This is a genomic window from Vibrio gallicus (genome assembly GCF_024346875.1).
Classification (GTDB): Bacteria; Pseudomonadota; Gammaproteobacteria; order Enterobacterales; family Vibrionaceae; genus Vibrio; species Vibrio gallicus.
This window is the reverse complement of sequence record NZ_AP024872.1, coordinates 859,737-885,054: the sequence shown is the minus strand read 5'-3', so window position 1 is coordinate 885,054 and position 25,318 is coordinate 859,737. Positions and strand designations below refer to the sequence as shown.

The window sequence follows — 25,318 nt, the reverse complement described above, 5'->3', positions numbered from 1 at the left end:
CGAATGGTGACTTTCGAGACAGTATTGCATTAATAGTGAACAATGCATACTAAACCCTATCCGAATTATAACTTGTTATGAATCTAGAGAGTGATTATGAAAATCCATCATCTGCGTAGCGCGACCTTTATCATTGAATCTAATGACAAATTTATCCTTATAGACCCTATGCTGGGGAAGAAAGGCTCTATGCCGCCATTTTCGGTAATTAAAGCTAAAGCTGCAAAAAATCCTACGGTTGATATGCCAAGTAGTGCTGATGAATTACTCAACAAGGTTACTCACACCTTAATTACTCACAGCCAAACCTTTGGTATTAAGGCGCTCCAACACGGTGACCACCTTGATGCTGCGGGTGAGGCATTTTTAACTAAGCGTAATATACCTGTTGCCACGCCAGCGAAAGACAAGGCTTATCTGGAGAAATACGGTTTAACCGTAAATTGGGGGATAGAAGACTGGCAATCCATCGACTTTTTAGGGGGCAAGCTTACTGCAGTTCCCGCCCAGCACGGTCATGGCTGGATCCATAAGGTTATGGCAAATGGCGTTGGCTTTTTCCTAGAACTACCAAACGAGCCATCTATTTTCATTAGTGGTGATACCGTGTTAACCGATGATGTAAAGCGTGCCTTGAATGAGTTTAAACCAGATATTACGGTGGTGGCTGCAGGTCGTGCACGTATGGATGTGGGACAGCCATTATTAATGTCTACAGATGAGGTGATGGAGTTTATTGCCCTGTCGCCAAACAAGGTTATTGCAAATCATATGGAAGCGCTCAATCACTGCGCGGTGACTCGCCCAATACTAAAACAATCTATTGAAAAAAATGCTCTATCAGAGAAGGTTCTTATCCCTGAAGATGGTGAGACGCTAACCTTTTAATACCTTGTAGGCACGATGCAGCAAGGCTTGTGTGCCGCAACTCCTTGTATCTATGTTTAGTCGTTTGTAACAGGTCGTCAGCCCCTGTTTGAATTAAATTGAGAGTCAGCAATCAAACAAACTTGCCTTGCATAACTCAAGAAATGTTATAACATATCATTTCTTGAGTTCTACCGTGCTGATTGTGCTTTACTTACGTCGTTTTCACCTTAATTTATTGCTTTTACTTGTGATGCTCTTACTCCCTATTGGGTTGAGTAGCCTTGTGCTCGTCCATGCAATGGAAATGGACCAAGATGTACATGAGCAACATCAGTGTGAAATCTACGAAACGATGCAAAATGCGCTGATCACCGCTTCTGATTTAGATCTTTATGTTGTTATAGAGCGCAGCTTTTGGGCGTTTAATACGTTACAACAAGTAGCACACTCAAAATCCCTTCCTAGAACACGCTCTCCACCTATTTTGGTCTTGCTTTAACTTAAAAATAGCTTTCGCTATTCATTTATATAACGTTAATAACTTCAAATAGGGTTGATCATGACCGAAATAACTTACGCTTCTATCGCAAGAAAGAGGCTGATTAAGCGTGGCCTCTTTATGGCTACGCTAATAGCTGTACTAGCGATAATTGTGGTGGTGTTTACTGACACAGAGCAAGCGACGCAGCAAATAAAAGCGAGTAAAAATAATACTTTATCAATTAGTGGCCCTTGGGAGATGTCTAGCTTAGACCCATCTAAGCAAGGCTATATCCTCACGCGTATGCAGGTGATTGAGACCTTGCTCAATGTGGACGCGCAAGGAGACATCACTGCTGGGTTGGCAACGGATTGGCAAGTAAGCGATGATGGCCTAGATTGGCAATTTGTGCTACGCAAGGGTGTTAGATTTCACGATGGTTCAGAATTTAATGCGCAAGCGGTCGTTAATTCATTGGCGTATGCAAAGCGTAAGCATGGCACACTGAATAAAGCGGATATCGTTGAAATTCGTACGGTCGATAGTGACTCAATCGTGATTGAGTTAGCCCAGCCTTATACCGCATTTGCTTCGCTGCTTACCAACTATTCTACGGCTATCTTAGCCCCAAGTTCATATCAAACAGACGGCTTAATCAAGGCGTTATATGGCACGGGCCCTTATCAAATGGAGAGCTTTTCTCCACCTCATAAATTAATGGTTAAGAAATTTGCTGATTACTGGGGACAGAAAGCACAAATTCAGTATGCGACCTATTTAACCGGCCACCGAGCAGAGAGCCGTATTTTACAGGCCAAATCAGGGGAGGCGGATATTGTCTTTACCCTTGACCCTTCAATGCTAAATCAATTACGAGATAGCTCTGAAGTGGTTGTGCACAGCAATTTAATACCTAGAACCATGTTTGTGAAGGTCAATGCGGCTCATCCATACCTAGAGTCAGTCAAGGCTCGTAAGGCTCTTGGTCTTGCATTAGATAGAGCTTCTATTGCGCACAATGTATTGGGTACGAGCGGCTCTCAAACGGCGCAATTAATGCCGAGTTCTATGTCGCAGTGGTTTGTTCAAGGTGTCGATGATAATCCATTTAACCTGCAGCAGGCGCAGGCATTGTTAGCAGACTTAGGCTGGCAACGTAACGCTTCTGGTGTGTTAGAACGAGATGGAAAGCCGTTTCAATTGACCATGATTACCTATGCTGATCGTCCGGAACTAACCACAGTAGCAACGGCTATTCAGGCGCAATGGTCGAAACTGGGTGTGCAGTTAAAAGTAGATGTCACTAACTCAAGTATGATCCCAGCAGGGCATCAAGACGGTTCGCTAGAGTTGGCTCTAATTGCACGTAATTTTGGTTTTATTGCCGATCCATTACCGATTATCAGCACCGATTTTGCTAATTCTGGTGGTGATTGGGGCACGATGAACTGGTCAAATTCAGCGGTAGATGACGCTATTGATAAGCTTGTTAACTCGACGGCAACTGCTAATCGTTTTGAGCTTAGCCAAGTCGTGGCGACTGAGATTTACAATGAGTCACCGGTATTGCCTATCTCAAGCTATAGCCAGCATACATCTGTAAATCACAGGGTAAAAAACTTCGAATTTGACCCATTTGAGCGTAATTACTTCATTAATCAAATGACCATAGAGCAAGTAGGAAGCAACTGATGCTGTGGGGGCTAATTAAAAAGCGTATCTTGCAACTCATTTTGGTCGCTTGGGGGGTTGGGACATTAACATTTGTGTTGATGCGCAGCCTGCCCGGCGATATGGCGTATCGAATTGCAGCTAGTCGCTACGGGCAAGACAATGTTGATTCCGCGGCGGCGGAGTTGGTTCGTCAAGAGCTCAATTTAGGCCAAGGTTGGCTAAGCAGTTATGTACATTGGTTGATGGATTTACTGCAATTTAAGCTCGGTAATTCATTGGTCAGTGGCTTGCCGGTTAGTGAAACTGTCATTCACCAATTGGGACACTCATTGTTACTGGCTGGGTTTGGCATTGCATTATCTATGGTTATTGCGATACCGCTTGGCATTTTTACTGCCAAAGAGGTGGCGGTAAAAAAAGTATCGATAGGGGAAGCGTCCAAGCAACGCCGCGTTAAACAGATACATGGGTTTAACTCATTGGTGGTGGGCCTCTCAACCCTTATCCGAGCAATGCCGATCTTTGTATTGGGTTTGATCCTGATTTTGGTGTTTGCTATCGAATGGCAAATGTTACCCGTGGCTGGCTTTGGTACATGGCAGCATCTTGTTTTGCCTAGTATCACCCTAGCTATTAGCCTCGCCGCAGTATCAAACCGAGTGGTACATAACAGCGTTGGCAAAGTTCTGCGCTCGCCGTTTTATCAATTTTCGCGTGTTAAAGGTTTGGCCGAAGGGCAGACGTTCATGCGCCATGGCGTAAGAAATATGGCGGTGCCAGTTGTTGCCTATATCGGCATTCAGCTTGTCAGTGTGATTGAAGGCATTGTCATGATTGAATCTCTGTTCTCTTGGCCTGGGGTTGGGCATGGTTTAGCACATGCCATTTTTGCGCGTGATATCCCAGTTATCCAAGGCTGCGCACTCACTATGGGCGTACTTTTTGTGGCATTAAACAGCTTGATTGATGTGCTGTGTTATTGGATTGATCCTCGAGGGCAGCAAGAAAAATGATCAGTAATTTTACATTTAATCAAAGGCTTGGGATAGCTCTGCTGCTTGGATTGTTTCTATTTTCAGTGTTAGTGAGCGGGTTATCGCCTTACAGCATTGATGAGCAAAACCTGTCGATTCGATTGCTTACCCCGAATGCGGAGCATTGGCTTGGTACTGACCATTTTGGTCGCGATATGATGACACGTTTAGCCAGTGCGATAGGTTTGTCGTTCACTCTGGGTGTGTTGTGTATGGTCAGCTCTTCAGTGCTTGGCGTTACCTTGGGCGTATGCTCAGCGTGGGCTGGTGGTCGAGTTGAGCAGGGGCTAGATGTTGTAGTAAATATTTTATTGGCGCTGCCTGGTTTGGTGTTGGTGTTATTGCTGTCTGCAATTGCGCCAGGCTCTTTTCTAGTGATGTACCTTGCTATCTCCTTGGTGCAATGGGTGGAGTATTACCGTGTTAGCCGCGCAATTACTCGTACCTTAATGGACAGCCCACAAAGACAGGTTTCAGTGATGATGGGCTTTGGAAAATGGTATCAATTCAAACGCCATATATGGCCTGCCATCGCTCCTTCTGTGTTTACTATGGCCGCTTTTGGCGGTGCTAATGCCATTTTAATGATGGCTTCGCTCGGCTTTGTGGCTGTGGGTATTCAGCCTCCGTTGGCTGAACTTGGCTTGATGAGCGTAGAGCTATTTCCGTTCTATGTTGAAGCGCCATGGCTACTGGCCCAGCCACTACTCGTTGTAGCTTTGTTGGTGTTAGGTTTTCATTTATTAGCAGGAGCGAGTCGTGCATCTCTTAATTCAGCTGACTGATCTATCCATTCATACTCAAGCAAGTGATGCCGCTACCCAATCGGTTGAACTGTTGCAACCTTTGTCATTACGCCTCTATCAAGATAGGCCATTGACTATTCTTGGGCAGACGGGTTCGGGCAAAAGCCTACTCGCGCAAGCAATAGTCGGTTTACTGCCTAGTGAGTTGAGCTATAACGGACGGGTTGAATTATTCGGTCAAACCCATAACAGAGACTCTTTGATTGAGCTATGGGGCAAAGAGGTTATCATGCTGCCGCAAGAGCCTTGGCGTGCACTTGACCCTTTAATGCCAGCCTACAAGCAGGTTTCTGAGGTGTATGAGTGTTTACATGGTCTGGATGAAGAATCGGCATATTACCAATCGCAAAAAGATCTGGATAAGGTTGGGCTGAAAAGCAGTGCTATGAAAAGACCGGGTCAATTGTCGGGTGGGATGGCACAGCGTTTAGCCGTTATTGCGGCTACTGCAGGCGGCGCAAAACTAGTGCTTGCCGATGAGCCCACCAAAGGGCTGGATGTCAGTCGTCGTGATGACATTATCCAACTGCTTATGCAAAGCGCAAAAGGTGGCGGTTTATTGACTATTACCCATGATATTGAGGTTGCCCGCCAGATAGGTGGTGACATCATTGTCATGAAACAAGGGGTAGTGGTGGAGCAAGGCAGCGCCGATGGAGTACTGAATGCGCCCCAGCATGAGTATACTCAATCTTTAATTAACGCAGACCCGCGTCATTGGCCTGACCAAGACAAAACACCGGTTAAACAAACAGCGGTGCTTGACGTTAATGGGTTAGCGATTGGCCGTAATGGTGAGGCGCTCTCTGATGGCATCAACTTCACCATCCATGCTGGTGAAATCGTCGGGGTAGTCGGTGATAGCGGATGTGGTAAAAGTACCTTGGGTGATACCTTGCTTGGTTTATTAAAGCCGATAAAAGGCCAGGTGAATAAACTGGCTCAAGGGGCGAAACCTTATCAATGGTTGAAGCTGTTCCAAGACCCACCCGCTGCATTTACTTCAAGTGTGACACTCGGTGTTTTGCTCGAAGATGTGATTAAACTGCATCAACTTGATCGCCAAAGAGTTGCGCCTTTGATGGCAAAGCTAAAGTTAGATCCTGAGCTTTTACAGCGAAACAGTACTGGGGTATCTGGGGGAGAGCTTCAGCGTTTTGCTATTTTTCGCGCTTTACTCCTCGACCCATTATTCCTGTTTGCTGATGAGCCGACATCCCGTCTTGATCCAATTACAGCCAAAGAGGTGACAGACTTATTAGTGGCGTTAGCAAAAGAGCAAGGCTGTGCACTTCTTTTAGTGAGCCACGATCCACATATGATAGATAAGTGCTGTGATACTGTGATTCGTTTATAAATCGAGCATTGAAAATATCTTAAACTCGCAACCACTGCTGTTTTAATCAGTGGTGGTTGCTACTTTTGTATTGATGATAGCTTTGATAGAATGCCGCCCTTATTTAGCTAGCTGTGTTGATTTGAAAGCGAGAAAGGCGATGAAAACAAACCATGTCACCATTGGTTTAACCAATCCTAAAAGCCCAACTAATGTTGGTGCGGTAATGCGTGCCTCAGGTTGCTATCAGGTTGATGAAGTAAAATATACTGGGCAGCGTTACGAGAAAGCCAGTAAATTTCATACGGATACAAAGAGCGCAGCTCGCACCATACCATTGTCTGCAGTAGATTCATTTCTAGATGATCTTGATCCTGAAACTGAAATCGTGTGTGTGGAATTAGCCGAGGGAGCAACCCCGCTTCCTCGTTTTCAGCACCCCAAAAAGGCGATGTATATCTTTGGCCCTGAAGATGGCTCAATCAGCCAAGATGTTGCAGATAAAGCCCATCATGTTGTCTATGTACCTACTATTGGCTGTATGAACCTTGCGGCAACCGTCAATGTATTACTCTACGATCGCTTGGCAAAATCAGACAATATGGATGAAAGTGAAGACTTGATCCGCAGCAGCCGTGATAACCGAAATCACCTAAAAGTTAAAACAGCAAGTCTTTAGGTATTTGGTCAAATAATTACCATCCAATCGATACAAAGCAGAGCTAATAGCTCTGCTTTTTTGTATGCAATAAATGGCACTCAATATACTCTTTGGGTTGAGTGAAATAATATAACCACGCCAAATTTGTGTTTTAAATAGATATATTTCATCAGATTTACGACATTCAAAATAAGATAGCTTGAGCTAATTTTAAGCGCTGTAATTAATGTTCATCTTAATTTTAACCTCCCTAATAAACAGCTCAAAAAGTAAAATTAATATTCAATATTTGGTTGATTACGTGTTTTTCCCTTTTAAATCAGACTCATAGAGTATTTTCGATTGGTAAAAGTAGCGATGCTGCCATTAGTTGTATTGGAATACCACATTATCGTTATGTTATAACATAACAAATTGAGTGGTGTGATTTAGGGATAAATATGAAATTAGCAAAAAACGTAGCAGTGATGACTTTAACAACTCTAGCTATGGCAGGTTGTAATAGCAGTAATAACGACAATGCTGCAATAAAAGAAACGGTAGCAAAAGAAACATCACTAACGGATCAAAGTGTAACTGCTCAACTAAATAGCAGAGCCATTCGTGTATTTGCTGGTGTTAGTACGGATGTTCTTGATGACGATGCTGAGCCTAAAAAAGTGCCATTTGATGGGACTGACTCCTTTCTATTACAAGGTTTTCCGACGACATATAACGTTGAAGTAGCATGTGATGGTGACAATCCAGTATCTGCACACGAAAAAGGCGTTATTGACCAAAACTTTAATTATGCGGTCATGTACAACGAGTGGGCTTCGAATACAAACAACGATAAGCCTTATTGGGCGAAGGCACGAACAAATTATGATGGTAGTGAATATTTGGGATTAAAAGATCTTAAAAATATCTCTCGATATGTAGCAGCTTTTGATTATGCAATTAAAACATTTAGCGCACTGCAGACTAATGAAAATTATCATAATAATGCGACCAATGATGTTATAGATTCTCTGACTAGTAATACTTCGGAAGTAACAATGATTCAACACGTTATTTTTGAATCAGATGTAGATTTTGTAGATTTCGTTGATGCAAAGAAAATAACTAATCCAAATGGGTTGAACGATATTGATCATGTCACTATTGCACCCAAAGCCGGTATTGTTGAGTTAACTGGATTTGACAAGGAATGCCAATTCTCTGTGGCGGTAGTAAATGGCACCGCTATTGCGTTAACTCAAGCAGAACAACTTGGAACTATCGCTGGTTAATTTGTTTAAACGTAAGCTTCACTTTCAGTTCACTAGATATGAAGCTTACTTTTTTGTCTCATAAAAATAGCTAGGTTTATAAGGTTGTAACCGTTTTTTGTGTAATGGCCACTTAGTTAATGTGCTTTACAGTAAGTGGAGCCCCCCAAGGCATCCCCTTATTTGCCTTTCCAGATCTTCATACCATCGCCCCATTTCGGGCACAAAGGTGTTCGTCAATACCATTTTCTTTAGACATTGCTCCCTATCCCTCGGATTTAATCCATTAAAGTCATGTGCAATAGGGCATCTCTCCCTTCTCTATTTATTCCATCATTGATATGGTGAACTCAATTAGCCGTATATCTCTCAAAATAGTACGCATTCAAAGGAACTATAAATGATCAATATAGCGTTTTTCAGTACCAAATCTTATGATGAACAAGCTTTCAAAGCAGCCAAGGCTGACCGTAATTATCAATACCATTTTTTTGATTTTCAGTTGACCGATAAAACAGCCAAATTAGCAAAAGGTTGCGAAGTGGTTTGTGCTTTTGTGAACGATGATTTGTCGAAGCCAGTTTTGGAGCAACTTGCTATACGTGGCGTGAAGATGGTTGCCATGCGTTGTGCTGGGTTTAACAATGTTGACCTTGATGCAGCTAAAGAGTTAGGAATTCAAGTTGCTCGTGTTCCCGCTTATTCGCCAGAGGCAATTGCTGAGCATGCAGTAGGTTTAATGATGACCCTAAATAGGCGCTTCCATAAGGCTTATCAACGAACTCGTGATGCTAACTTTTCTTTGGAAGGCCTAGTCGGTTTTAACTTTCATGGACGCACCGCTGGTATCATAGGCACTGGGAAAATTGGGCTTGCAACAATGAGAATCCTAAAAGGTTTAGGGATGAATATATTGTGCTATGACCCATATCCTAGTGATGTGGCAAAGGAGTTAGGTGTTATTTATTGCGATTTAGATACACTCTTTAAACAGTCGGATGTGATTTCTTTGCATTGTCCGATGACAAAAGAGAATTTTCATCTGCTTGATGAAGCGGCATTTAATAAGATGAAAGATGGGGTGATGATCATCAACACCAGTCGCGGAGAACTTGTTAATTCCAATGCGGCGATAGAAGCCTTGAAGCACGGCAAAATAGGCGCCTTGGGGTTAGATGTGTATGAGGCGGAGAAAGAGCTGTTTTTTAAAGATAAATCCAATGACGTGATTGTTGATGATGTGTTTCGTCGCTTATCTTCTTGCCACAATGTCATATTTACTGGGCATCAAGCTTTTTTAACTGTGGATGCCTTGAAAAGCATCGCCTCTACCACGCTAGATAACATTGACAACTTTAGCGTGAGTAAAAGCACTGCTAATTTTCTTTAAACCATAATCAAGTTTAGGGACAGCAGGGTGCACCTTAGTCTGTCCCTTTATTTTCTATAAGCCCCGCGAATCAGCTCTTACGCATAAAGGCTATGCGAGAACTGTTCCGCGCACTCTTTTGCGATTTTGATGATTCGACTTCGGTTTGGGTCCAGTTCTGAATGCAATGGGTAGAACAACACCATTTCGTGTCTTAGTGTACCAAGTGACTCACTGATCCTAATTCTTCTTAGTTTCCCTGCGCTAACTAGGTGGTGTGCGTTTGCCGTGCTTAACAACGTCCAGCCTTTCTTTTGAATCTTGTGGAGTAGCATGTCGTTGTTCGATACGAGATGCTTGCGATTGCTGATATCCGCATACCTCATGTTATTCAATGCTGAGTTCTCTGTGAGTAATAAATCCTCGGTGGTTAGGTCGTTAAGGTCGATGACTTCACGCGAAATCGTAGAATCGGTAGCAGTATAAGCCGCGTATTGATATGTCCCTAAATTGGTCATAGCAACTTTAGTGCTTGGGTAGATCTTGCCTGTTGTCGGCATCACAGAGAATAGTGCCTCACCTGACTCAATGTCCTTAAGGCTAGCTTCTCGGTCTCTTTGAAGCCAGTTAATGGCTATGTTTGGAAACTCACGTTCAATGGCATCGTCAATGCTCGATAGTAAGCTAAGTGGTACTAAGTCATCGTGGTGAAGAACTACTGAGGTTATGGAAGTTTCGAAGGTGGACAGTGCAACTGTGTAGAATTCTTTTGATTGCCGAGTAAGGTTCTCTGCTCTTGAGTACAAATGCTGAGCACTGCTAGTTGGGGTTAGGGTTTTGCCGTGGATCTCAAATAACTCAAACCCCAACACATCCTCAAGGGCTTTAACCCTTTCTCGCACAGTTGCTCTGGTTTTATTTACCTTCCTAGCGGCTTTACTATAGCTGCTACATTCATAGACCGCTGTAAAGCACGATAATTGCTCAAAAGTAATCATGTTTTTCCTTCATATTTGTACGTGTTACCCATCCATTATGGATTCGTGTGTATGCCTATGCAAGCTTACTATATATACAAATGTGCAGAGAAGGTTACTTATTAGGTCTTAATCTTCTCCTTTAAAATGAAAACTCAGTGAGGGCTTATGAAGCTAAAATTACTTGCGGTTATTACATCTATGTCAGCAGCTATGGTGTCTGCCAACGAACAAGCCAAAGCGATGTATTCGCCCTTTACCCAAGCAAAAGACCAAGTAACACTTAGTAATTGGATGCACCCTGACCATAATCATTGGTCATTCCAGAATGTCGGTATCCACCCCAGCCTAGTGGTGCCACGTGATGGGAATGTCGCAGTGTTACCGGAGAATCTCGATAGCAATATAGCTAGACTAACCTTTGAATATGGTGGAGAGAAATTCACTGTCAACGAGGCTATGGTAAATGACCGCACTGATGGTTATGTCATCATTAAAGACGGGCATATAGTGCATGAACAATACTTCGGTACCTTTAGTGCTAAAAAACAGCACCTTTGGGCGTCAAGTACCAAGTCACTCGTTGGACAGGCAATTGGAATTCTTGTTGAACAGGGTAAACTTGACCCTGAGCACACTGTAGACAGTTATATTGAACAGTTGAAGGGCAGTTATTTTGGTAAACAAAAGGTTCGCACCATACTGAATATGACAACCGCGCTTGATTACAGCGAGGATTACGCAAATATTACACCTGGTAGTGTTCATTATGAATATTTTCGACGCATCGGTTTGGTTCCGTCCTATGATCTTATGCAGCTTGATCCCAAGAAAGACGCGACCCCAAGAGGCTTGTATCAGTTCGCATCTGAGTTCCAACACAATTCAGGATTAAGTGTGAACCATCAATTTGAGTACCATTCTCCAAATGTTGATATTGCCGGTTGGCTTATTGCTGAAGTATCAGGGAAGCCTTTGCATGAGTTCATTGCTGAAAATATTTGGTACAAGCTCGGGGTAGAACATGACGCGAGTTTTATGGCTGATATGACGTTCACGCCAGTGGCGACAGGTGGTTTTACCACGACTTTAAAAGACTTTGCTCGCGTGGGTGTCGCGATTGCTAATGATGGTAAATTCAACGGCCATCAGGTGTTCTCTAAAGCGTGGTTAGACGATACCTTCAAGCTAACGGATGATGAAAGAAAACATATGGAGCGAAGTGTATATAAGGATAGAGACTCAGGTGTTTATGACCAGTGGCTAGAGGGTTATAAAAACTACCTATGGATACATGATAGTGAGAAAGGTATTGCGACATTCAGAGGTATTTTTGGTCAGCATTTATATGTTAATCAGCAACAGAACCTAGTCGTGGCGACATTCTCATCATCTGAATCAGCGTCAAATGCAGCAAGAACGACCAATTTACCGCGTTTGGCGGCGTTTGAAGCGATTGCCAATCACTATGTGGATTAGGGATACCGAATTGGTTAACTTTGTTAGATCAAATTGAGTGTTGGAACAGATATGACCCGAGTCGCTCCGCGAATTATACTAAACCCCTTAGTTGTAGAAATATAATATTACAATTAAGCGGAGTGGCTGGGATTTTAATGTTGGTTTATATGTGTATGTGGCTAGCTATTATTCTCGAAACTTACATCAGTATTTACTTTTATATCTATAATTAATGTAATTAAATCAGTGGTTTGATGTTTATTCATTTAATGAATTTTTCGATGGCGTACACAAGGTGTATCTCACTTTTAATAACGCGATACCTTATCTTTTTCAAGCCAATGTTACCTTGATTTATTTGTGTTATTAAATTATTTGAAGGTGTCCACAAATTAATAAATTAGCTTGGTGTGAGTAGACATTACTGGGTAAAAGCAATTTTCTAGATATGCATCCTATTGCTAATCTTGCGCTCAACGGAAATACCCTTTTAAAGAGATACTTATGAAAAAGTCACCAATTCTATTAATCGCAGGTTCACTACTATTGGCGGGATGTACTTCAAATCAAGGAAGTACCGTGCCAGCTACTCAGCCAACATTTATCATGGCAGGCCAAGGTGTTGCGATGGCTTCGATGCAACAGGTTGTAGAGCTACGAGAAAGTATTGTTAATGCTCAAGATGGCGATGTAATCAGCATTAAAGCGGGTCGTTATAAAGATTTAGGCAGCGTTACTTTAAACGCGAACAACGTGACTATTAAAGCTGAACAGCCAGGTACGGTTATTTTTAATGGTTCGACTCAGTTCTTGATTAAGGGTAACAACAACCTTATTGAAAGCTTGGTATTTACTGACGGTGGCGCGACCTTAAGCACAAAAAGTCATGATGCAAACATCATGGGTGTGTTTGGGATCTTCGGTAAAAACAATACGCTGAACAACTCTGTGATCTACAAGTTCAATGACTACGAATACGTTGCAGACGCGAAGGGTAAATACCCTAACATCCGATGGGTAACTGTTGGCGGAGAGAATAATAAGATCACCAATAATACCTTTGAAGGTAAGTACAAGCGTGGCGCTATGCTTGTGGTTGCAACTTCAGACAAGCTAGAAAAAACATTGATTGAAGGTAACATATTCAAAGACTTAACTGCTTTAGATATCGAACTTATCGAGAATTCTGACCCTAAAATGGTGAGAACAAACCGTAACGATAGACAAGCGATTCGCGTTGGTGATAGCCACAACTCACTCTTTGACTCTCAAAGCATTGTAAGAAATAACTACTTTGACAACATCAGTGGTTACGTCGGCAAAAATGGCTCTGGTGAAATTGAGTTAATCTCAGTTAAAGCAAGTGGCATTACATTTGATGGAAATACCATCAAAAACAGTACTTCAATGATCTCTCTAAGACATGGTCATAATAACGTCGTGACAAACAACGTTATCTTGCCTGGCAATACGGCTAACTCTGGCGGTATCAGAATTTATGATGAGAATCATTTGATTGAAAACAACTACATCGAAGGAACGCTAGGAAAAGGAACCTACAGAGGTGCCCTTGTTCTAAATACCGGTATTATTGATGTTGCTAAGGGTGAGGTGCTAAGCAAGGACTCTACAGAGGGTAAAACGCTACAAAAGCAGTGGACGCCTAAAGATGTCATTGTTAAGAACAATACTTTAGTAAATAACACGCAAGGCATCTTTGCTAGTAATGCTGTTCACCGCGTGAGCCTAACCAACGATGCTCGTGTTGAGACTATCTTCCCAGCTGTTGATACATTATTTGAAAACAACTTATCAATCGCTGCGAACCAAGGTACTAACGCGTTCAGACAGTTTGAAGGCGAGAAATTCCAAATGGTCGGATCTGAATATGTGAACAACATCTTCTACGGTCAGATTGAAGGCCTTGAGCCACTGCCATCAGGGATCTCAACCGAAGCTCCTGCGATGGAAAGAGACGAGCAAGGCTTGATCAAAGCGGTAGGTACAGTGGGTGCAACTAACCTAACCGTACTAACTGAAGATATGGTTGGTTCTTCAATCGTATTCAAATAGTAGAACTATTTAAATATTAAGGCGGGCCATTCACTTTTTACGAAAGTAGGAAGTGAATGGCCCGCTTTTGTTTTTACGCTTACCAAAATAGAAACAAAATTAGTGGACACCCATAGTAGAAAATTAGTGGACACCCATAAATATTGACGCCTCTTGGTCCCACAACTAACCTTAAATGATACACAGTGCATCTTAGAGGTAGTTGTTATGACCCAATCTCGACAGTCTCAAGTCTCCCTTTCTGATACCCCTTATTACCATTGTATCTCGCGTTGTGTTCGTCGAGCCTATCTGTGTGGCGACGATAAATATACAGGGCAATCATTTGAGCACCGCCGAGCATGGGTGGTTGAGCGGATGCATTATTTGTCGACGGTATTTAGTATGGATATCTGCGCCTATGCGGTGATGTCAAATCATTACCACATTGTGCTGCATGTCGATGAGAAATTAAATCAACAGCTTAGTGATGAAGAGGTCTGTTGGAGATGGGGGCAGTTGTACTCACTTCCCGTATTAGTTCAGCGCTGGCTAAAAAAGCAAACCTGCGCTGAAGTTGAAAGTAAAGCGGCTCTTAGTATCATCAATGATTGGCGAGAGCGCCTGATTGATATTTCATGGTTTATGCGTAGCTTAAATGAGTTTATTGCACGCAAAGCCAACGCAGAAGATGACTGCTCCGGAAGGTTTTGGGAGGGGCGGTTTAAGTCTCAAGCGTTACTTGATGAAGAAGCCTTATTAACGTGCATGGCTTATGTCGATTTGAACCCCATACGCGCAGGCATCAACGACAGTATCGAAGCGTCTGAATACACCTCCGTTTATGAGCGTGTTCACGGAGTGTCACATCAAGATGAACAGCAAAGCGAGCCCCCTTGTAACAAGAAGGGATTATTTGGTTTTGTTGGCGATACCAGTGAGTCCGAGCAGCGAGGCATTCCGTATTCATTACTCGATTATATTGAACTAGTGGATTGGAGTGGCCGTACTATTCGAAATGACAAACCCGGTGCAATTGTCGCTTCGCACCCGAAACTACTGCACTCACTTGGCTTAGATACAGAGACTTGGATGAGCTTAGCCAGTAATTTTGGCAAAGATTATCAAGGAGCTGTTGGTACGCTGGATGAGTTGGCGTTATTTGCAGAGCACACAGGTAGGCGATGGATAGCGAAAAAGAACCAACTGCGACGATGTTTGCACTGACCACTCGCTCTATTTATTCATATCCACCACACATCTTTATTAATTAGCCTAGCTAACGATACGCCACGCCTTGAATTCGCTAATTTACGTATTTTAATGTCAATTTCACGGTATTAATCAACATTTATCCGATTTTAACGCATTATCTTACTCTTCACCATGTAGCGGTTAAGTATTGTTTTGATAATTAGAATTATTGGGTGTCCAGGATTAAAAAATTTAATAAGACATAGATCGACTTTCAAATAAGATGACGGGTGCAAAATGTAATGCATGTAACAATCTGTAGATATGATAAGACAAGTTTATTGCTGGCGATGATATTTTTAGCGTCTATTTAGAATACTAGAAGTGCCTTTATGTTAAGAACTATTGTTGCTAGTACCATTGTATTGGTCTTGGCGGGTTGTGGAGGAAGTAGTGTTAATTCTACAGAATCAAGTAATCCTAGTCAGCTAATTAATCCGCCAATTGATGAAACAGGTCACTATAGGGTAATTAGCTCTACAGAGCTTAATTCAGATGGTCCTGAAGGCATGGAAACCTATGACTTGATCGAGAGTGTCTTGGGTCGAGGTGCTATAGAGGCTCCAGATCTCTATTCAAACAACGACCCCGATGGCGGTAGACATATCGTTGAAGAATACGACGAAGTCATTGGCAATCACTTTAAGTTCATCATGCACTTTGAAGATGGAGACCGTGATAAAGGGCGGATTGACCGACAAAGAAACGAGATCAAGGCATATGATAAATCGCCCGATAAATTAAAGGGTTACCTTGGTAAAACCTTTGAATACAGCTGGAAATTTAAAATTGGTAATGACCTTAAGGTAACGAAACAATTTACTCATCTATTCCAGTTAAAGGCGGTAGCCGAGAAAAATAGTGAGGAGTTTGTGAATATAAGCAGTCCGATACTGACACTTACTGCTAACGTACGCAGCAATCAAAGTGGTCTTGAAGTAAGGCATGTTCATTACAACAACGACCGTACAGGTACAGTGAACAACACCTTGGTTCATACCACAAAGATGGATGACGTAGATTGGAGTCGTGATATTGCAGGGCAGTGGATAGAAGCCTTTGTGAGAGTCAATTACAACGAATCTGGCAGCCTATACATGACATTAACTCCGTTGGGTGAATCTAAACCAATGATAGAAATTATCGAGAACAACATAGAAATGTGGCGTTCAGGATTAGATGGACGCGATGGAAACTTTGTAAGACCTAAATGGGGTATCTATCGTTCGCTTAAATCTGAGGAGCTTCTAAACCAAGATCAGGATGAGGTTTACTTCGCAGACTTTAAGATAAGAGAAGTGCAGCTTATCCAATAACTATCGAAGTAAATAAACTAAGCAACAGATATCAAAAAGCCAAGTCTTCGAGGCTTGGCAAGCAATTCCGCGATACCTTTAACTACTAAGCTTCAACAAAAAAGCGAACCATTAGGTTCGCTTTCTATTTTCGGTCATAACTCAGGTAGGTATCTTACTCATTGCTGCATGAATAACACATCTACTCTTCTACATACTCATCAATGCTCGGGCATGAGCAGATGAGGTTGCGGTCGCCGTAGACGTTGTCGACGCGGTTGACGGTTGGCCAATATTTCCAGTTGCGTTGTGACTTAGATGGGAATGCACCTAATTCACGTGGATACGGATGGTTCCAATCGGTTTGGGCAAGGTCTACTTGGGTGTGTGGGGCGTTAACCAACGGGTTATTGTCTAGTGGCCATTCGCCGTCACGTACCTTGTTCATCTCTTTACGAATTGCAATCATGGCATCACAGAAGCGGTTAAGCTCTTCAAGATCTTCCGATTCCGTTGGCTCAACCATTAACGTGCCCGCTACTGGGAACGACATGGTTGGGGCGTGGAATCCGTAATCCATTAGGCGCTTGGCAATATCTTCTTCATTGATGCCGGTTTCTTCTTTGAGTGGGCGAATATCAATGATGCACTCGTGCGCTACGCGGCCATTGGCGCCACGGTATAGCACTGGGTAGTAGGGAAGCAGGCGCTCCATTACGTAGTTGGCATTTAAGATAGCAACCTCAGTTGCCTTAGTGAGTCCTTTCTCACCCATCATGGCAATGTATGCCCATGAGATAGGTAGAATAGAGGCACTGCCAAGATCGGCTGCGGCAACCGCGTGGTCAGAACCTTGCACGCCGTTTTCGATATGACCTGGTAGGAAAGGGGCTAGGTGTGATTTAACACCGATAGGTCCCATGCCTGGACCGCCGCCTCCGTGAGGGATGCAGAAGGTTTTGTGTAGGTTAAGGTGTGACACATCCGAGCCAATAAAGCCGGGGGTGGTTAGCCCAACCTGTGCGTTCATATTAGCGCCATCAAGATATACTTGACCGCCAGCGGCATGCACCATCTCACATACTTCTTTAACCTGCTCTTCATATACGCCGTGTGTTGAAGGGTAGGTGATCATAATACTAGAGAGGTTGGCTGCGTGCTTTTCAATCTTGGCTTGCAGATCAGCAATGTCGATATTGCCGTTGTCATCACATTTCACCACTACTACTTTCATCGAAACCATAGAAGCGGTCGCTGGGTTTGTGCCGTGGGCTGAGCTAGGGATAAGGCACACGTTACGGTGGCCTTCACCGCGTGACTGATGATAGCGCTGGATTGCAATTAAGCCTGCGTACTCGCCAGATGCGCCAGAGTTAGGTTGCAAAGAGAAGTCATCGTAGCCGGTAATTTCACACAGCTTAGCTTTAAGGTCTAGCGCCAGAGCGGTATAACCCGCAGCTTGCTCAAGGGGAGCAAATGGATGAATAGCACCAAATTCAGGCCAAGTTACTGGGATCATCTCCGCCGCCGCGTTGAGCTTCATCGTGCAAGAGCCAAGCGGTATCATACCGTGAGTCAAAGAGAAGTCTTTGTTCTCTAATTGCTTAAGGTAGCGCATCATCTGGGTTTCACTGTGGTGGGTGTTAAACACCGGATGGGTAAGAAACTCAGATTCACGGCGGCAATCTTGGGGAATGGCCGCGTATTCATTGCTTGATATGTCTGAACTTAGTGCTTCAATAGATTCAGTGACTTGGAATACGCTAAATAGCGCCACAATATCGGCAACGGTAGTGGTTTCGTCACAGCTAACACCGAGCTTACCATCGAGTTTGCGCAGGTTAATGTTAGCGCGCTGTGCAATGCCGTATAGGGATTCCGTCTTGTCACCGCTGTCGATAGTGATGGTATCAAAGAAGCTATTGTGGCACAGCTCATAGCCAGCTTTGGTCAAGCCAGCAGCAAGGATAGCGGTCATATGGTGAGTGCGGCGAGCTATGGTTTTAAGCCCTTCACTGCCATGGAATACGGCGTAGAATGCCGCCATATTTGCGAGTAGAGCCTGCGCAGTACAGATATTTGAGGTCGCTTTTTCGCGGCGGATATGTTGCTCACGGGTCTGCATTGCCATGCGTAGAGCCGGATTTCCGTGGGTATCAATAGACACCCCAATTACTCGCCCTGGCATGGTGCGTTTGTGTTTGTCGCGGGTCGCCATAAACGCTGCGTGTGGTCCTCCATAGCCCATAGGCACGCCAAAGCGTTGCGCTGAGCCTATCACTACATCTGCGCCCATTTCGCCCGCAGGCTTAATTAGGGTGGAGGCAAGTAGGTCGGTGGCTACGGTTACTAGGGTTTTGTTGGCTTGTGCCTTACTGATGATATCCGTTAAATCACGAACCTCACCTGTGGTGTTAGGGTATTGCAATAGTGCGCCGAATACATCTTGTTGTGGCAGGGTATCGATAGCGCCGATTTGAACCTCAAATCCGATAAATTCTGCGCGAGTCTTCACCACTTCGATGGTTTGTGGGTGCACATCGTCTGCTACAAAGAAGGTTTTACTTTTGCTCTTACCTGCTCGCTTACAAAGGGTCATTGCTTCGCCGGCGGCGGTCGCTTCATCGAGTAAAGAGGCGTTGGCTATCTCCATACCGGTTAAGTCGATAATCATCTGTTGATAATTCAACAAGGCTTCTAGGCGGCCTTGAGATATCTCTGGTTGATACGGAGTGTAGGCTGTATACCAACCCGGATTTTCGAGCACGTTACGTAGAATAACGTTAGGAGTAAAGGTGTTGTAATAGCCTTGGCCGATAAAGGTACGCTTAACTTGGTTTAGTTTTGCGAACTTTTTCATTTCAGTCAGCATGCCAGCTTCGCTTAGCGGAGCATCAAGGGTCAGCGGTTTTTCTAGACGAATTTGAGCGGGAACCGTTTGTTCAACCAGCTCAGCAAGGCTTGAAATACCAAGGCGAGTCAGCATCTTTTGTTGATCGCTTAGGTTAGGACCATTGTGGCGAGCAACAAATTCGTTGTCAGTACTTAAGCTGCGTAGTAGATCAGTCATAATTCTTTTGTACCTTTCCTTCCATGAGGCGTTACAGGTGTTTTGATTTAGCTTTGCGACTCAAAATCCAGAGATAATAGCCGATGATTTCTCTGTATTCTGAATAGCAACATCCCCGCCAAAGCGGGGATTATCGTAATTATTTGAATGTGAAAGAAGGTTTAGTCTTCTTCAATGCTCGCGAGGTAGTCTTCTGCGCTGGTTAGGTTGTCGAGTTCTGCGGCATCCGTTAGCTTAACCTTTGCGATCCATCCGCCATCATACGGTTCTTCGTTGATAAGCTCAGGGCTATCTTCCAACTCTTCGTTGATCTCAACCACTTCACCGCTCACTGGGGCGTAGATATCTGACGCAGCTTTAACTGATTCAACTAGAGAAAAGCTATCACCTGCATCTACGCTGTCTTCTACATCCGGTAGGTCAACGAATACCACATCACCAAGCATTTGCTGAGCGTGCTCTGAAATACCGATAGTGACAGTGCCGTCACCGTTATCGCGTACCCATTCGTGGCTATCAGTAAACTTTAGAGTGTTGTCCATGCTTTAAATCTCCAACAATAATCAAGTACAAAGGAATTAGTCTGGTTATGTTCGAAAAATACACTGACTTGTTAAGCTTCTCAAGTCGAAATTTCCTATAAGAAACAAAAAGTCTAAATTTGCAACTTATCTCTCATTTATTCTATGGGTTGGCTCTTCATTTGCTAGGGGCGTTTGTGGCACACTTTCTAACCATTGTTAGGATGAAGTGTGGTGAAGAAATTGAAACAGCCTATTCTGGATGAGTACCCCTCATTAACCATAGAAAAATCCTCGGTTGAAAATAGTGTTGAGCCACTGCGTCTTGGACAAAAAATCAAAGGGATTCGCAGCCAGTTGGGGCTGACCTTAGAAGAGGCCAGTCAAAGAACCGGTCTGGCGCGCTCTACGTTAAGTAAGATTGAAAACGAACAGATAAGCCCTACTTTCCAAGCGATGCAAAAGCTGGCGTCTGGCCTTGATATTGATATGCCACAATTGTTTGCTCCGCCTAAGAAAGTCGGGGCTTCAGGGCGCCGTGACGTCACCCTTAACAATCAAGGTAAGCTGCATCCTACCACTACCTATGAACACGAATTATTAGCCACCAAGATGTCGCAAAAGCGCATGATGCCGTTTAAATCTTTTGTTCACGCTCGCAGTTTTAATGAGTTTCAAGGATGGGTGCGACACGATGGTGAAGAGTTCTTGCTGATCTTAAGCGGAGAGGTGCTGTTTTTTAGTGAATTTTACGAGCCGCTTTCTCTTGGTGAAGGAGACAGTGTTTATTACGATGCCAATATGGGACATGCACTTATTTCTACTAGTGCGATGGACGCGCAAATATTGTGGGTCACCGCCAAGTAGCGGTGGTATCAAATGTATAACAAGCCAAGTTTCCTATAGTGTCGGCAAACGATTGCTTGCCACTTGAGCTAGGTTCATAATCAAAGTGTTTGCTGGGCCTCATTTCGATATGAGGCACAGCAAAATCAAGGAGAAATGATGACTGAAGTACTACTAAAAACGCCACTGTTTGATCTTCATGTTGAACAGGGTGCGAAGATGGTTCCATTTGCGGGCTATGAGATGCCGGTTCAATACCCGCTGGGTGTAAAAAAAGAACACCTGCATACTCGTGAACACGCGGGCTTATTTGATGTATCACATATGGGGCAGCTTCGCCTTAAAGGTGCGCAAGCGGCTTCAGGTCTAGAATCGTTAGTTCCGGTTGATATCGTTGACCTAGCTAGTGGAAATCAACGCTATGCGTTTTTTACCAATGAGCAGGGCGGGATCATGGATGACCTGATGGTCGCAAACCTAGGGGATCATCTGTTCGTGGTTGTGAACGCGGCCTGTAAAGAGCAAGACATCGCACACCTACAAGCAAACCTGCCACAAGGCGTTGAGCTTGAGGTGATTAACGACCGTGCCTTACTTGCTTTGCAAGGACCAAAGGCTGTGAATGTACTTGCTGAGCTTAACCCCGCGGTAACTGAGATGCGCTTTATGGATGTGAAGCATATTGAGTTGCTTGGTACTGAATGCATTGTTAGCCGTAGTGGTTATACCGGTGAAGATGGCTTTGAAATCTCAGTTGCTAACGATAAAGCAGAAGAGCTGGCACGTGCCTTGACTCGCTCTGAGCTTGTCGAATGGATTGGCCTTGGTGCTCGTGATTCATTGCGTCTTGAGTGCGGTTTGTGTCTGTATGGTCATGATTTGGACCAAACCACGACCCCCGTTGAGGCGAGTCTGTTGTGGGCAATTAGCAAGGTGCGCCGCGCTGACGGTGAGCGTGCTGGTGGCTTCCCAGGTGCAGATATTATTTTACAGCAGATTGCGACTAAAGATGTATCGCGCAAGCGTGTGGGCTTGGTTGGTCAAACTAAAGCGCCAGTGCGTGAAGGCTGTAAGCTATTTGATGCCGATGATGTTGAGATTGGTATTGTGACTAGTGGTACAGCGGGTCCAAATGCAGGCAAGCCCGTTTCCATGGCGTATGTACGCAGTGACTTGATGAGCGTAGGTACGCAGATTTTTGCTGAAGTTCGCGGTAAGAAGTTGCCGATGGTGGTTGAGAAAATGCCGTTTGTACCTCAGCGCTACTATCGTGGCTAATAAATTAAATTAAAAATGGATCAATCGGCTCGATAATTATCGGGCCGTTATCTTTATGGAGTTAGGGTATGTTAGCAGTTCAGTACAAGGGACAGTCTATAACGCCAAGTAAGATCGTTTGCGTGGGTAGAAACTATGTTGAGCATATCTGTGAGCTTGGTAATGAGATACCGCAGCAGATGGTGGTGTTTAATAAGCCCAACTCTTCTATCACGACGCAGTTAACAAGTGGCAGTGATGAGCCAATTCACTACGAGGCTGAGCTGTGCTTTTTAATACGGGCGAATAAGTTAGCTGGGGTGGGGCTAGGGTTAGATCTTACCAAACGCGAATGCCAGTCCAAGCTAAAAGCCAAGGGATTACCGTGGGAAAGAGCTAAAGCCTTTGATGGCTCGGCACTTTTTTCAGAGTTTGTAGAATTCGATGACCTCAATGAACTTAGTCTAGAGCTTTATATCAACGGTAAGCTTACCCAACAAGGTGGTGTGTCCTTGATGATGTATCCGCCGTTAACGATACTCAGTGAGCTATCTCAATTTACCAGTTTATGTGATGGAGACATCGTAATGACAGGTACGCCAAAAGGGGTCGGTGTCGTTAATTGTGCTGACCAATTTCTGGGTAAGGTGTTACTTAGAGGGAAGTCGATTGTTGAGGTTAAGTGGTTGGCATCTTAAGTCGAAAATCTAAGGGCAATATGCTGCCCTTAGATTCAGTGTCATTGGCGCTATAGGACTTTAGATAGAAAGTCTTTAGTACGCTCATTTTTAGGATTATCAAATACTTCGCAAGGTTTGCCTTCCTCGATAATCTTACCATCGGCCATGAATACTACGCGGTCACATACTTCACGAGCAAAACCCATTTCGTGGGTAACAACAACCATAGTCATGCCGTGTGCATTGGCAAGATCTTGCATTACTTGCAGTACTTCACCCACCATTTCTGGGTCGAGTGCAGAGGTAGGCTCATCAAATAATAATACGCCAGGGTTCATCGCTAGAGCACGCGCAATTGCAATACGCTGCTTTTGACCACCAGAAAGGCTTTTAGGATAGGCTGAAGCTTTGTCTCTTAGACCTACTTTATCTAGTAAGTCATAAGCTGTTTTTTCAGCTTGCTCTTTGTTCGCTTTCTTTAGCGTCAGCGGCGCGAGGGTAATATTTTCAAGCACAGTAAGGTGTGGGAACAGGTTGAATGATTGGAATACCATTCCTACATGTTCACGGAACTTATTGATATTGAGATCTTTGTCAGCAAGGTCTTCACCATTAATGATGATATGCCCACCATTTAGCTCTTCTAGCCCGTTTAAGCAGCGAAGTAGTGTTGATTTACCAGAGCCTGATGGCCCAATAAGAGAAACCACTTCATTTTCACCAACATTAAAATCGATACCGTTTAAAACAACGTTATCACCATAGCTTTTTACTAATTCAGATACTTTAATCATTGCTTAATCGTGCCTCAATTTGTCTAAAGATAGTGGTTAAAATAAAGATAAGAGAAAAATACAAGATGCCTACCATTGTCCAAACCTCAAACGAACGATAAGTTGAAGATATAATAATCTGACCTGATTGAGTCAATTCGTTTACGCCGATAACGGTAAGAATTGAGGTGTCTTTCAATGAAATAATGAACTGGTTTAGGATCGCTGGGATCATATGGCGAAATGCCTGTGGAAGAACCACTTTGATCATTGATTGAGTGTATGAAAGGCCAAGGCTACGTGCCGCTTCCATTTGACCAACATCAATTGCCTTAATACCACCACGGAATATCTCGGCCATATAAGCGCCGGCGTTAATACTGATTACAATGGTACCTGCAACTTCAGCTGTCATGTGGAAACCAAGGTAACCAGTCATGCCGAAGTATAGGAAAAAGGCCTGAACAATAAGAGGAGTACCACGAACAATATCGATATATACCTTAGCGATAACACGCAAGAAGGTATTGTTGCCAATATTAATTAGGCCAAGCACTAGGCCAATGATAGTTGCTAAGAATAACGAACATACCGTGATGATGAGCGTTATTTGCATCCCATCAAGAAAGGCAGGTAGGCTATCCATAAATAGCTCAAACATATGAGTTTCCTTTTAACACTATACAACCTCAGCTAGAGATAACTCTGACCGTATTTGGAGGGCTATATTGTTGAGGTTACTGAGAAAAAAAAGAAGGAGTCTATTAAATAAACTCCTCCTGAGTGAAATCATACTTAGATTAAAGTATTGATATTATTGGTATTGGCTAAGAATTTTCTCGTAAGTACCGTTTGCTTTGATTTTAGCTAGGCCTTCGTTGAACATCTTAAGAAGCTCTGCGTTCTGACCTTTCTTAACACCAAAGCCAAATTTAGCTGAGTTAAGTTTTTCACCAACAAGTTTTAGAGTTGGTGTTTTGTCTAGAGAAATCTTATAAGCGATTACTGGGTAGTCTTCAAATGCTACATCAGCATTGCCGTTAAGAACTTCTTGGAACATAGAAGCTGAGTCATCGAAGTAACGAACGCTTGAGTTTAGAGCTTTACGGTTTGAGTTAGCCCAATCAGCAGACGTTGTGCCTTTCTTAACTGCAAAGCGCTTGTCTTTTAGATCTGCTTTAGAAGCAATTTTGCTATCTACTTTAACAACTGGGATAACACCAGATTCATAGTAACCATCAGAGAAATCTAAAACTTGAGCGCGTTTCTCAGTGATTGTCATACCCGCAATCGCGCCATCAAGTTGACCTGATACTACGCCAGGGATGATGCCATTGAAGTTCATTGGAGTTAGTTGGTATTCAAAGCCTTCGGTTTTTGCGATAGCGTCAAGTACTTCTACATCGATACCTGTATATGCGCCGTCTTTCTTGAAAGAGAAAGGTGCAAACGCGGCATCGGTTGCGATCTTATATACTTGGCCTTTTGCAAAGGCTACTGAACTAGTTGCGGTTGCTGCAATAAGCATCGCAAACATGATTGAAATCTTTTTCATTTTGCTTGTTTCCTTAAATTTAAGCCTCGGTTAAAAGGCGAAAGCAAGCACCGAAAGTAATGCCTAGTGGATAAAAAATCAAGTGATCTGAGAGAT

At 43.5% G+C, this 25,318-nt stretch carries 22 protein-coding genes; 16 read left to right on the top strand and 6 right to left on the bottom strand.

The window, feature by feature from the left end:
• The first annotated feature begins 96 nt into the window (after positions 1-96).
• The 9 genes from OCU28_RS15695 to OCU28_RS15655 all read left to right on the top strand — a co-directional run bounded on the left by OCU28_RS15695 (position 97) and on the right by OCU28_RS15655 (position 9,502).
• The gene (locus OCU28_RS15695) at positions 97-888 is read left to right on the top strand and encodes an MBL fold metallo-hydrolase (protein ID WP_261817823.1); all 792 of its coding nucleotides are present in this window, start codon (positions 97-99) and stop codon (positions 886-888) included.
• 286 nt (positions 889-1,174) lie between these two features.
• A complete protein-coding gene (locus OCU28_RS15690) occupies positions 1,175-1,369 on the top strand; it encodes a hypothetical protein (RefSeq protein ID WP_315972404.1) in 195 nt (64 codons plus the stop codon).
• Between the two features lie 60 nt (positions 1,370-1,429).
• Positions 1,430-3,043 carry an ABC transporter substrate-binding protein gene (locus tag OCU28_RS15685; protein ID WP_261817822.1) on the top strand — a complete coding sequence of 538 codons (1,614 nt, stop codon included), beginning with the start codon at positions 1,430-1,432 and terminating at the stop codon, positions 3,041-3,043.
• 2 nt (positions 3,044-3,045) lie between these two features.
• Positions 3,046-4,038 carry an ABC transporter permease gene (locus OCU28_RS15680; protein WP_390623838.1) on the top strand — a complete coding sequence of 331 codons (993 nt, stop codon included), beginning with the start codon at positions 3,046-3,048 and terminating at the stop codon, positions 4,036-4,038.
• On the top strand, positions 4,035-4,844 hold the full coding sequence (locus OCU28_RS15675) for an ABC transporter permease (RefSeq protein ID WP_261817820.1): 810 nt from the start codon (positions 4,035-4,037) through the stop codon (positions 4,842-4,844). Before OCU28_RS15680 ends, OCU28_RS15675 begins: the two co-directional genes overlap by 4 nt.
• A complete protein-coding gene (locus OCU28_RS15670) occupies positions 4,819-6,222 on the top strand; it encodes an ABC transporter ATP-binding protein (RefSeq protein ID WP_390623823.1) in 1,404 nt (467 codons plus the stop codon). The genes OCU28_RS15675 and OCU28_RS15670 overlap by 26 nt, the downstream gene beginning before the upstream one ends.
• 139 nt (positions 6,223-6,361) lie before the next feature.
• Positions 6,362-6,880: an RNA methyltransferase gene (locus OCU28_RS15665; protein WP_261817819.1), complete on the top strand. Its 519-nt coding sequence runs from the start codon at positions 6,362-6,364 to the stop codon at positions 6,878-6,880.
• 422 nt (positions 6,881-7,302) lie between these two features.
• On the top strand, positions 7,303-8,133 hold the full coding sequence (locus OCU28_RS15660) for a hypothetical protein (protein WP_261817818.1): 831 nt from the start codon (positions 7,303-7,305) through the stop codon (positions 8,131-8,133).
• A 379-nt stretch (positions 8,134-8,512) separates the two neighbouring features.
• Positions 8,513-9,502: a 2-hydroxyacid dehydrogenase gene (locus tag OCU28_RS15655; protein ID WP_315972403.1), complete on the top strand. Its 990-nt coding sequence runs from the start codon at positions 8,513-8,515 to the stop codon at positions 9,500-9,502.
• Between the two features lie 77 nt (positions 9,503-9,579).
• Here OCU28_RS15655 and OCU28_RS15650 read toward each other — a convergent pair whose 3' ends face one another.
• Positions 9,580-10,479, bottom strand: coding sequence for a LysR family transcriptional regulator (locus OCU28_RS15650; RefSeq protein WP_261817817.1), 900 nt, complete (start codon positions 10,477-10,479; stop codon positions 9,580-9,582).
• 147 nt (positions 10,480-10,626) lie between these two features.
• Here OCU28_RS15650 and OCU28_RS15645 point away from each other — a divergent pair, with 147 nt between their 5' ends.
• The 4 genes from OCU28_RS15645 to OCU28_RS15630 all read left to right on the top strand — a co-directional run bounded on the left by OCU28_RS15645 (position 10,627) and on the right by OCU28_RS15630 (position 16,541).
• Positions 10,627-11,937: a serine hydrolase domain-containing protein gene (locus tag OCU28_RS15645; RefSeq protein WP_261817816.1), complete on the top strand. Its 1,311-nt coding sequence runs from the start codon at positions 10,627-10,629 to the stop codon at positions 11,935-11,937.
• Between the two features lie 486 nt (positions 11,938-12,423).
• On the top strand, positions 12,424-13,992 hold the full coding sequence (locus tag OCU28_RS15640; RefSeq protein WP_261817815.1) for a polysaccharide lyase 6 family protein: 1,569 nt from the start codon (positions 12,424-12,426) through the stop codon (positions 13,990-13,992).
• A 207-nt stretch (positions 13,993-14,199) separates the two neighbouring features.
• On the top strand, positions 14,200-15,198 hold the full coding sequence (locus OCU28_RS15635) for a transposase (RefSeq protein WP_261817814.1): 999 nt from the start codon (positions 14,200-14,202) through the stop codon (positions 15,196-15,198).
• Positions 15,199-15,557: 359 nt separating this feature from the next.
• Positions 15,558-16,541, top strand: a complete 984-nt coding sequence (locus tag OCU28_RS15630) for a polysaccharide lyase (protein ID WP_261817813.1) — start codon at positions 15,558-15,560, stop codon at positions 16,539-16,541.
• A 181-nt stretch (positions 16,542-16,722) separates the two neighbouring features.
• Here the strand turns inward: OCU28_RS15630 and gcvP are convergent, their stop codons facing one another.
• Positions 16,723-19,590, bottom strand: coding sequence for an aminomethyl-transferring glycine dehydrogenase (gcvP, locus tag OCU28_RS15625; RefSeq protein ID WP_261817812.1), 2,868 nt, complete (start codon positions 19,588-19,590; stop codon positions 16,723-16,725).
• A gap of 161 nt (positions 19,591-19,751) precedes the next feature.
• Positions 19,752-20,132, bottom strand: coding sequence for a glycine cleavage system protein GcvH (gene gcvH, locus OCU28_RS15620; RefSeq protein ID WP_261817811.1), 381 nt, complete (start codon positions 20,130-20,132; stop codon positions 19,752-19,754).
• A gap of 222 nt (positions 20,133-20,354) precedes the next feature.
• Here gcvH and OCU28_RS15615 point away from each other — a divergent pair, with 222 nt between their 5' ends.
• The 3 genes from OCU28_RS15615 (at position 20,355) to OCU28_RS15605 (ending at position 22,912) form a co-directional block, all read left to right on the top strand.
• Positions 20,355-20,978, top strand: a complete 624-nt coding sequence (locus OCU28_RS15615) for a helix-turn-helix domain-containing protein (protein WP_261818291.1) — start codon at positions 20,355-20,357, stop codon at positions 20,976-20,978.
• A gap of 138 nt (positions 20,979-21,116) precedes the next feature.
• Positions 21,117-22,235, top strand: coding sequence for a glycine cleavage system aminomethyltransferase GcvT (gene gcvT, locus OCU28_RS15610; protein WP_261818290.1), 1,119 nt, complete (start codon positions 21,117-21,119; stop codon positions 22,233-22,235).
• 68 nt (positions 22,236-22,303) lie between these two features.
• The gene (locus OCU28_RS15605) at positions 22,304-22,912 is read left to right on the top strand and encodes a fumarylacetoacetate hydrolase family protein (RefSeq protein ID WP_261817810.1); all 609 of its coding nucleotides are present in this window, start codon (positions 22,304-22,306) and stop codon (positions 22,910-22,912) included.
• A gap of 50 nt (positions 22,913-22,962) precedes the next feature.
• On the opposite strand, the gene OCU28_RS15600 is transcribed toward OCU28_RS15605, so the two are convergent.
• The 3 genes from OCU28_RS15600 to OCU28_RS15590 all read right to left on the bottom strand — a co-directional run bounded on the left by OCU28_RS15600 (position 22,963) and on the right by OCU28_RS15590 (position 25,222).
• Positions 22,963-23,688 (bottom strand): amino acid ABC transporter ATP-binding protein, encoded by a 726-nt coding sequence (locus tag OCU28_RS15600; RefSeq protein ID WP_261817809.1) that lies wholly within the window; start codon positions 23,686-23,688, stop codon positions 22,963-22,965.
• A complete protein-coding gene (locus OCU28_RS15595; RefSeq protein ID WP_261817808.1) occupies positions 23,681-24,328 on the bottom strand; it encodes an amino acid ABC transporter permease in 648 nt (215 codons plus the stop codon). The genes OCU28_RS15600 and OCU28_RS15595 overlap by 8 nt, the downstream gene beginning before the upstream one ends.
• Before the next feature lie 153 nt (positions 24,329-24,481).
• Complete coding sequence (locus tag OCU28_RS15590; RefSeq protein WP_261817807.1) at positions 24,482-25,222, bottom strand: transporter substrate-binding domain-containing protein; 741 nt, start codon at positions 25,220-25,222, stop codon at positions 24,482-24,484.
• Positions 25,223-25,318 lie beyond the last annotated feature (96 nt).

What these genes read in the sequence shown, in the direction of transcription:
- OCU28_RS15605 (WP_261817810.1), top strand. Translation starts at nt 22,304, where the DNA reads ATGTTAGCAGTTCAGTACAAGGGACAGTCTATAACGCCAAGTAAGATC.
- OCU28_RS15695 (WP_261817823.1), top strand. Translation starts at nt 97, where the DNA reads ATGAAAATCCATCATCTGCGTAGCGCGACCTTTATCATTGAATCTAAT.
- gcvT (WP_261818290.1), top strand. Translation starts at nt 21,117, where the DNA reads ATGACTGAAGTACTACTAAAAACGCCACTGTTTGATCTTCATGTTGAA.
- OCU28_RS15675 (WP_261817820.1), top strand. Translation starts at nt 4,035, where the DNA reads ATGATCAGTAATTTTACATTTAATCAAAGGCTTGGGATAGCTCTGCTG.
- OCU28_RS15595 (WP_261817808.1), bottom strand. Translation starts at nt 24,328, where the DNA reads ATGTTTGAGCTATTTATGGATAGCCTACCTGCCTTTCTTGATGGGATG.
- OCU28_RS15590 (WP_261817807.1), bottom strand. Translation starts at nt 25,222, where the DNA reads ATGAAAAAGATTTCAATCATGTTTGCGATGCTTATTGCAGCAACCGCA.
- OCU28_RS15640 (WP_261817815.1), top strand. Translation starts at nt 12,424, where the DNA reads ATGAAAAAGTCACCAATTCTATTAATCGCAGGTTCACTACTATTGGCG.
- OCU28_RS15645 (WP_261817816.1), top strand. Translation starts at nt 10,627, where the DNA reads ATGAAGCTAAAATTACTTGCGGTTATTACATCTATGTCAGCAGCTATG.
- OCU28_RS15600 (WP_261817809.1), bottom strand. Translation starts at nt 23,688, where the DNA reads ATGATTAAAGTATCTGAATTAGTAAAAAGCTATGGTGATAACGTTGTT.
- gcvH (WP_261817811.1), bottom strand. Translation starts at nt 20,132, where the DNA reads ATGGACAACACTCTAAAGTTTACTGATAGCCACGAATGGGTACGCGAT.
- OCU28_RS15655 (WP_315972403.1), top strand. Translation starts at nt 8,513, where the DNA reads ATGATCAATATAGCGTTTTTCAGTACCAAATCTTATGATGAACAAGCT.
- gcvP (WP_261817812.1), bottom strand. Translation starts at nt 19,590, where the DNA reads ATGACTGATCTACTACGCAGCTTAAGTACTGACAACGAATTTGTTGCT.
- OCU28_RS15685 (WP_261817822.1), top strand. Translation starts at nt 1,430, where the DNA reads ATGACCGAAATAACTTACGCTTCTATCGCAAGAAAGAGGCTGATTAAG.
- OCU28_RS15665 (WP_261817819.1), top strand. Translation starts at nt 6,362, where the DNA reads ATGAAAACAAACCATGTCACCATTGGTTTAACCAATCCTAAAAGCCCA.
- OCU28_RS15635 (WP_261817814.1), top strand. Translation starts at nt 14,200, where the DNA reads ATGACCCAATCTCGACAGTCTCAAGTCTCCCTTTCTGATACCCCTTAT.
- OCU28_RS15630 (WP_261817813.1), top strand. Translation starts at nt 15,558, where the DNA reads ATGTTAAGAACTATTGTTGCTAGTACCATTGTATTGGTCTTGGCGGGT.
- OCU28_RS15690 (WP_315972404.1), top strand. Translation starts at nt 1,175, where the DNA reads ATGGACCAAGATGTACATGAGCAACATCAGTGTGAAATCTACGAAACG.
- OCU28_RS15650 (WP_261817817.1), bottom strand. Translation starts at nt 10,479, where the DNA reads ATGATTACTTTTGAGCAATTATCGTGCTTTACAGCGGTCTATGAATGT.
- OCU28_RS15660 (WP_261817818.1), top strand. Translation starts at nt 7,303, where the DNA reads ATGAAATTAGCAAAAAACGTAGCAGTGATGACTTTAACAACTCTAGCT.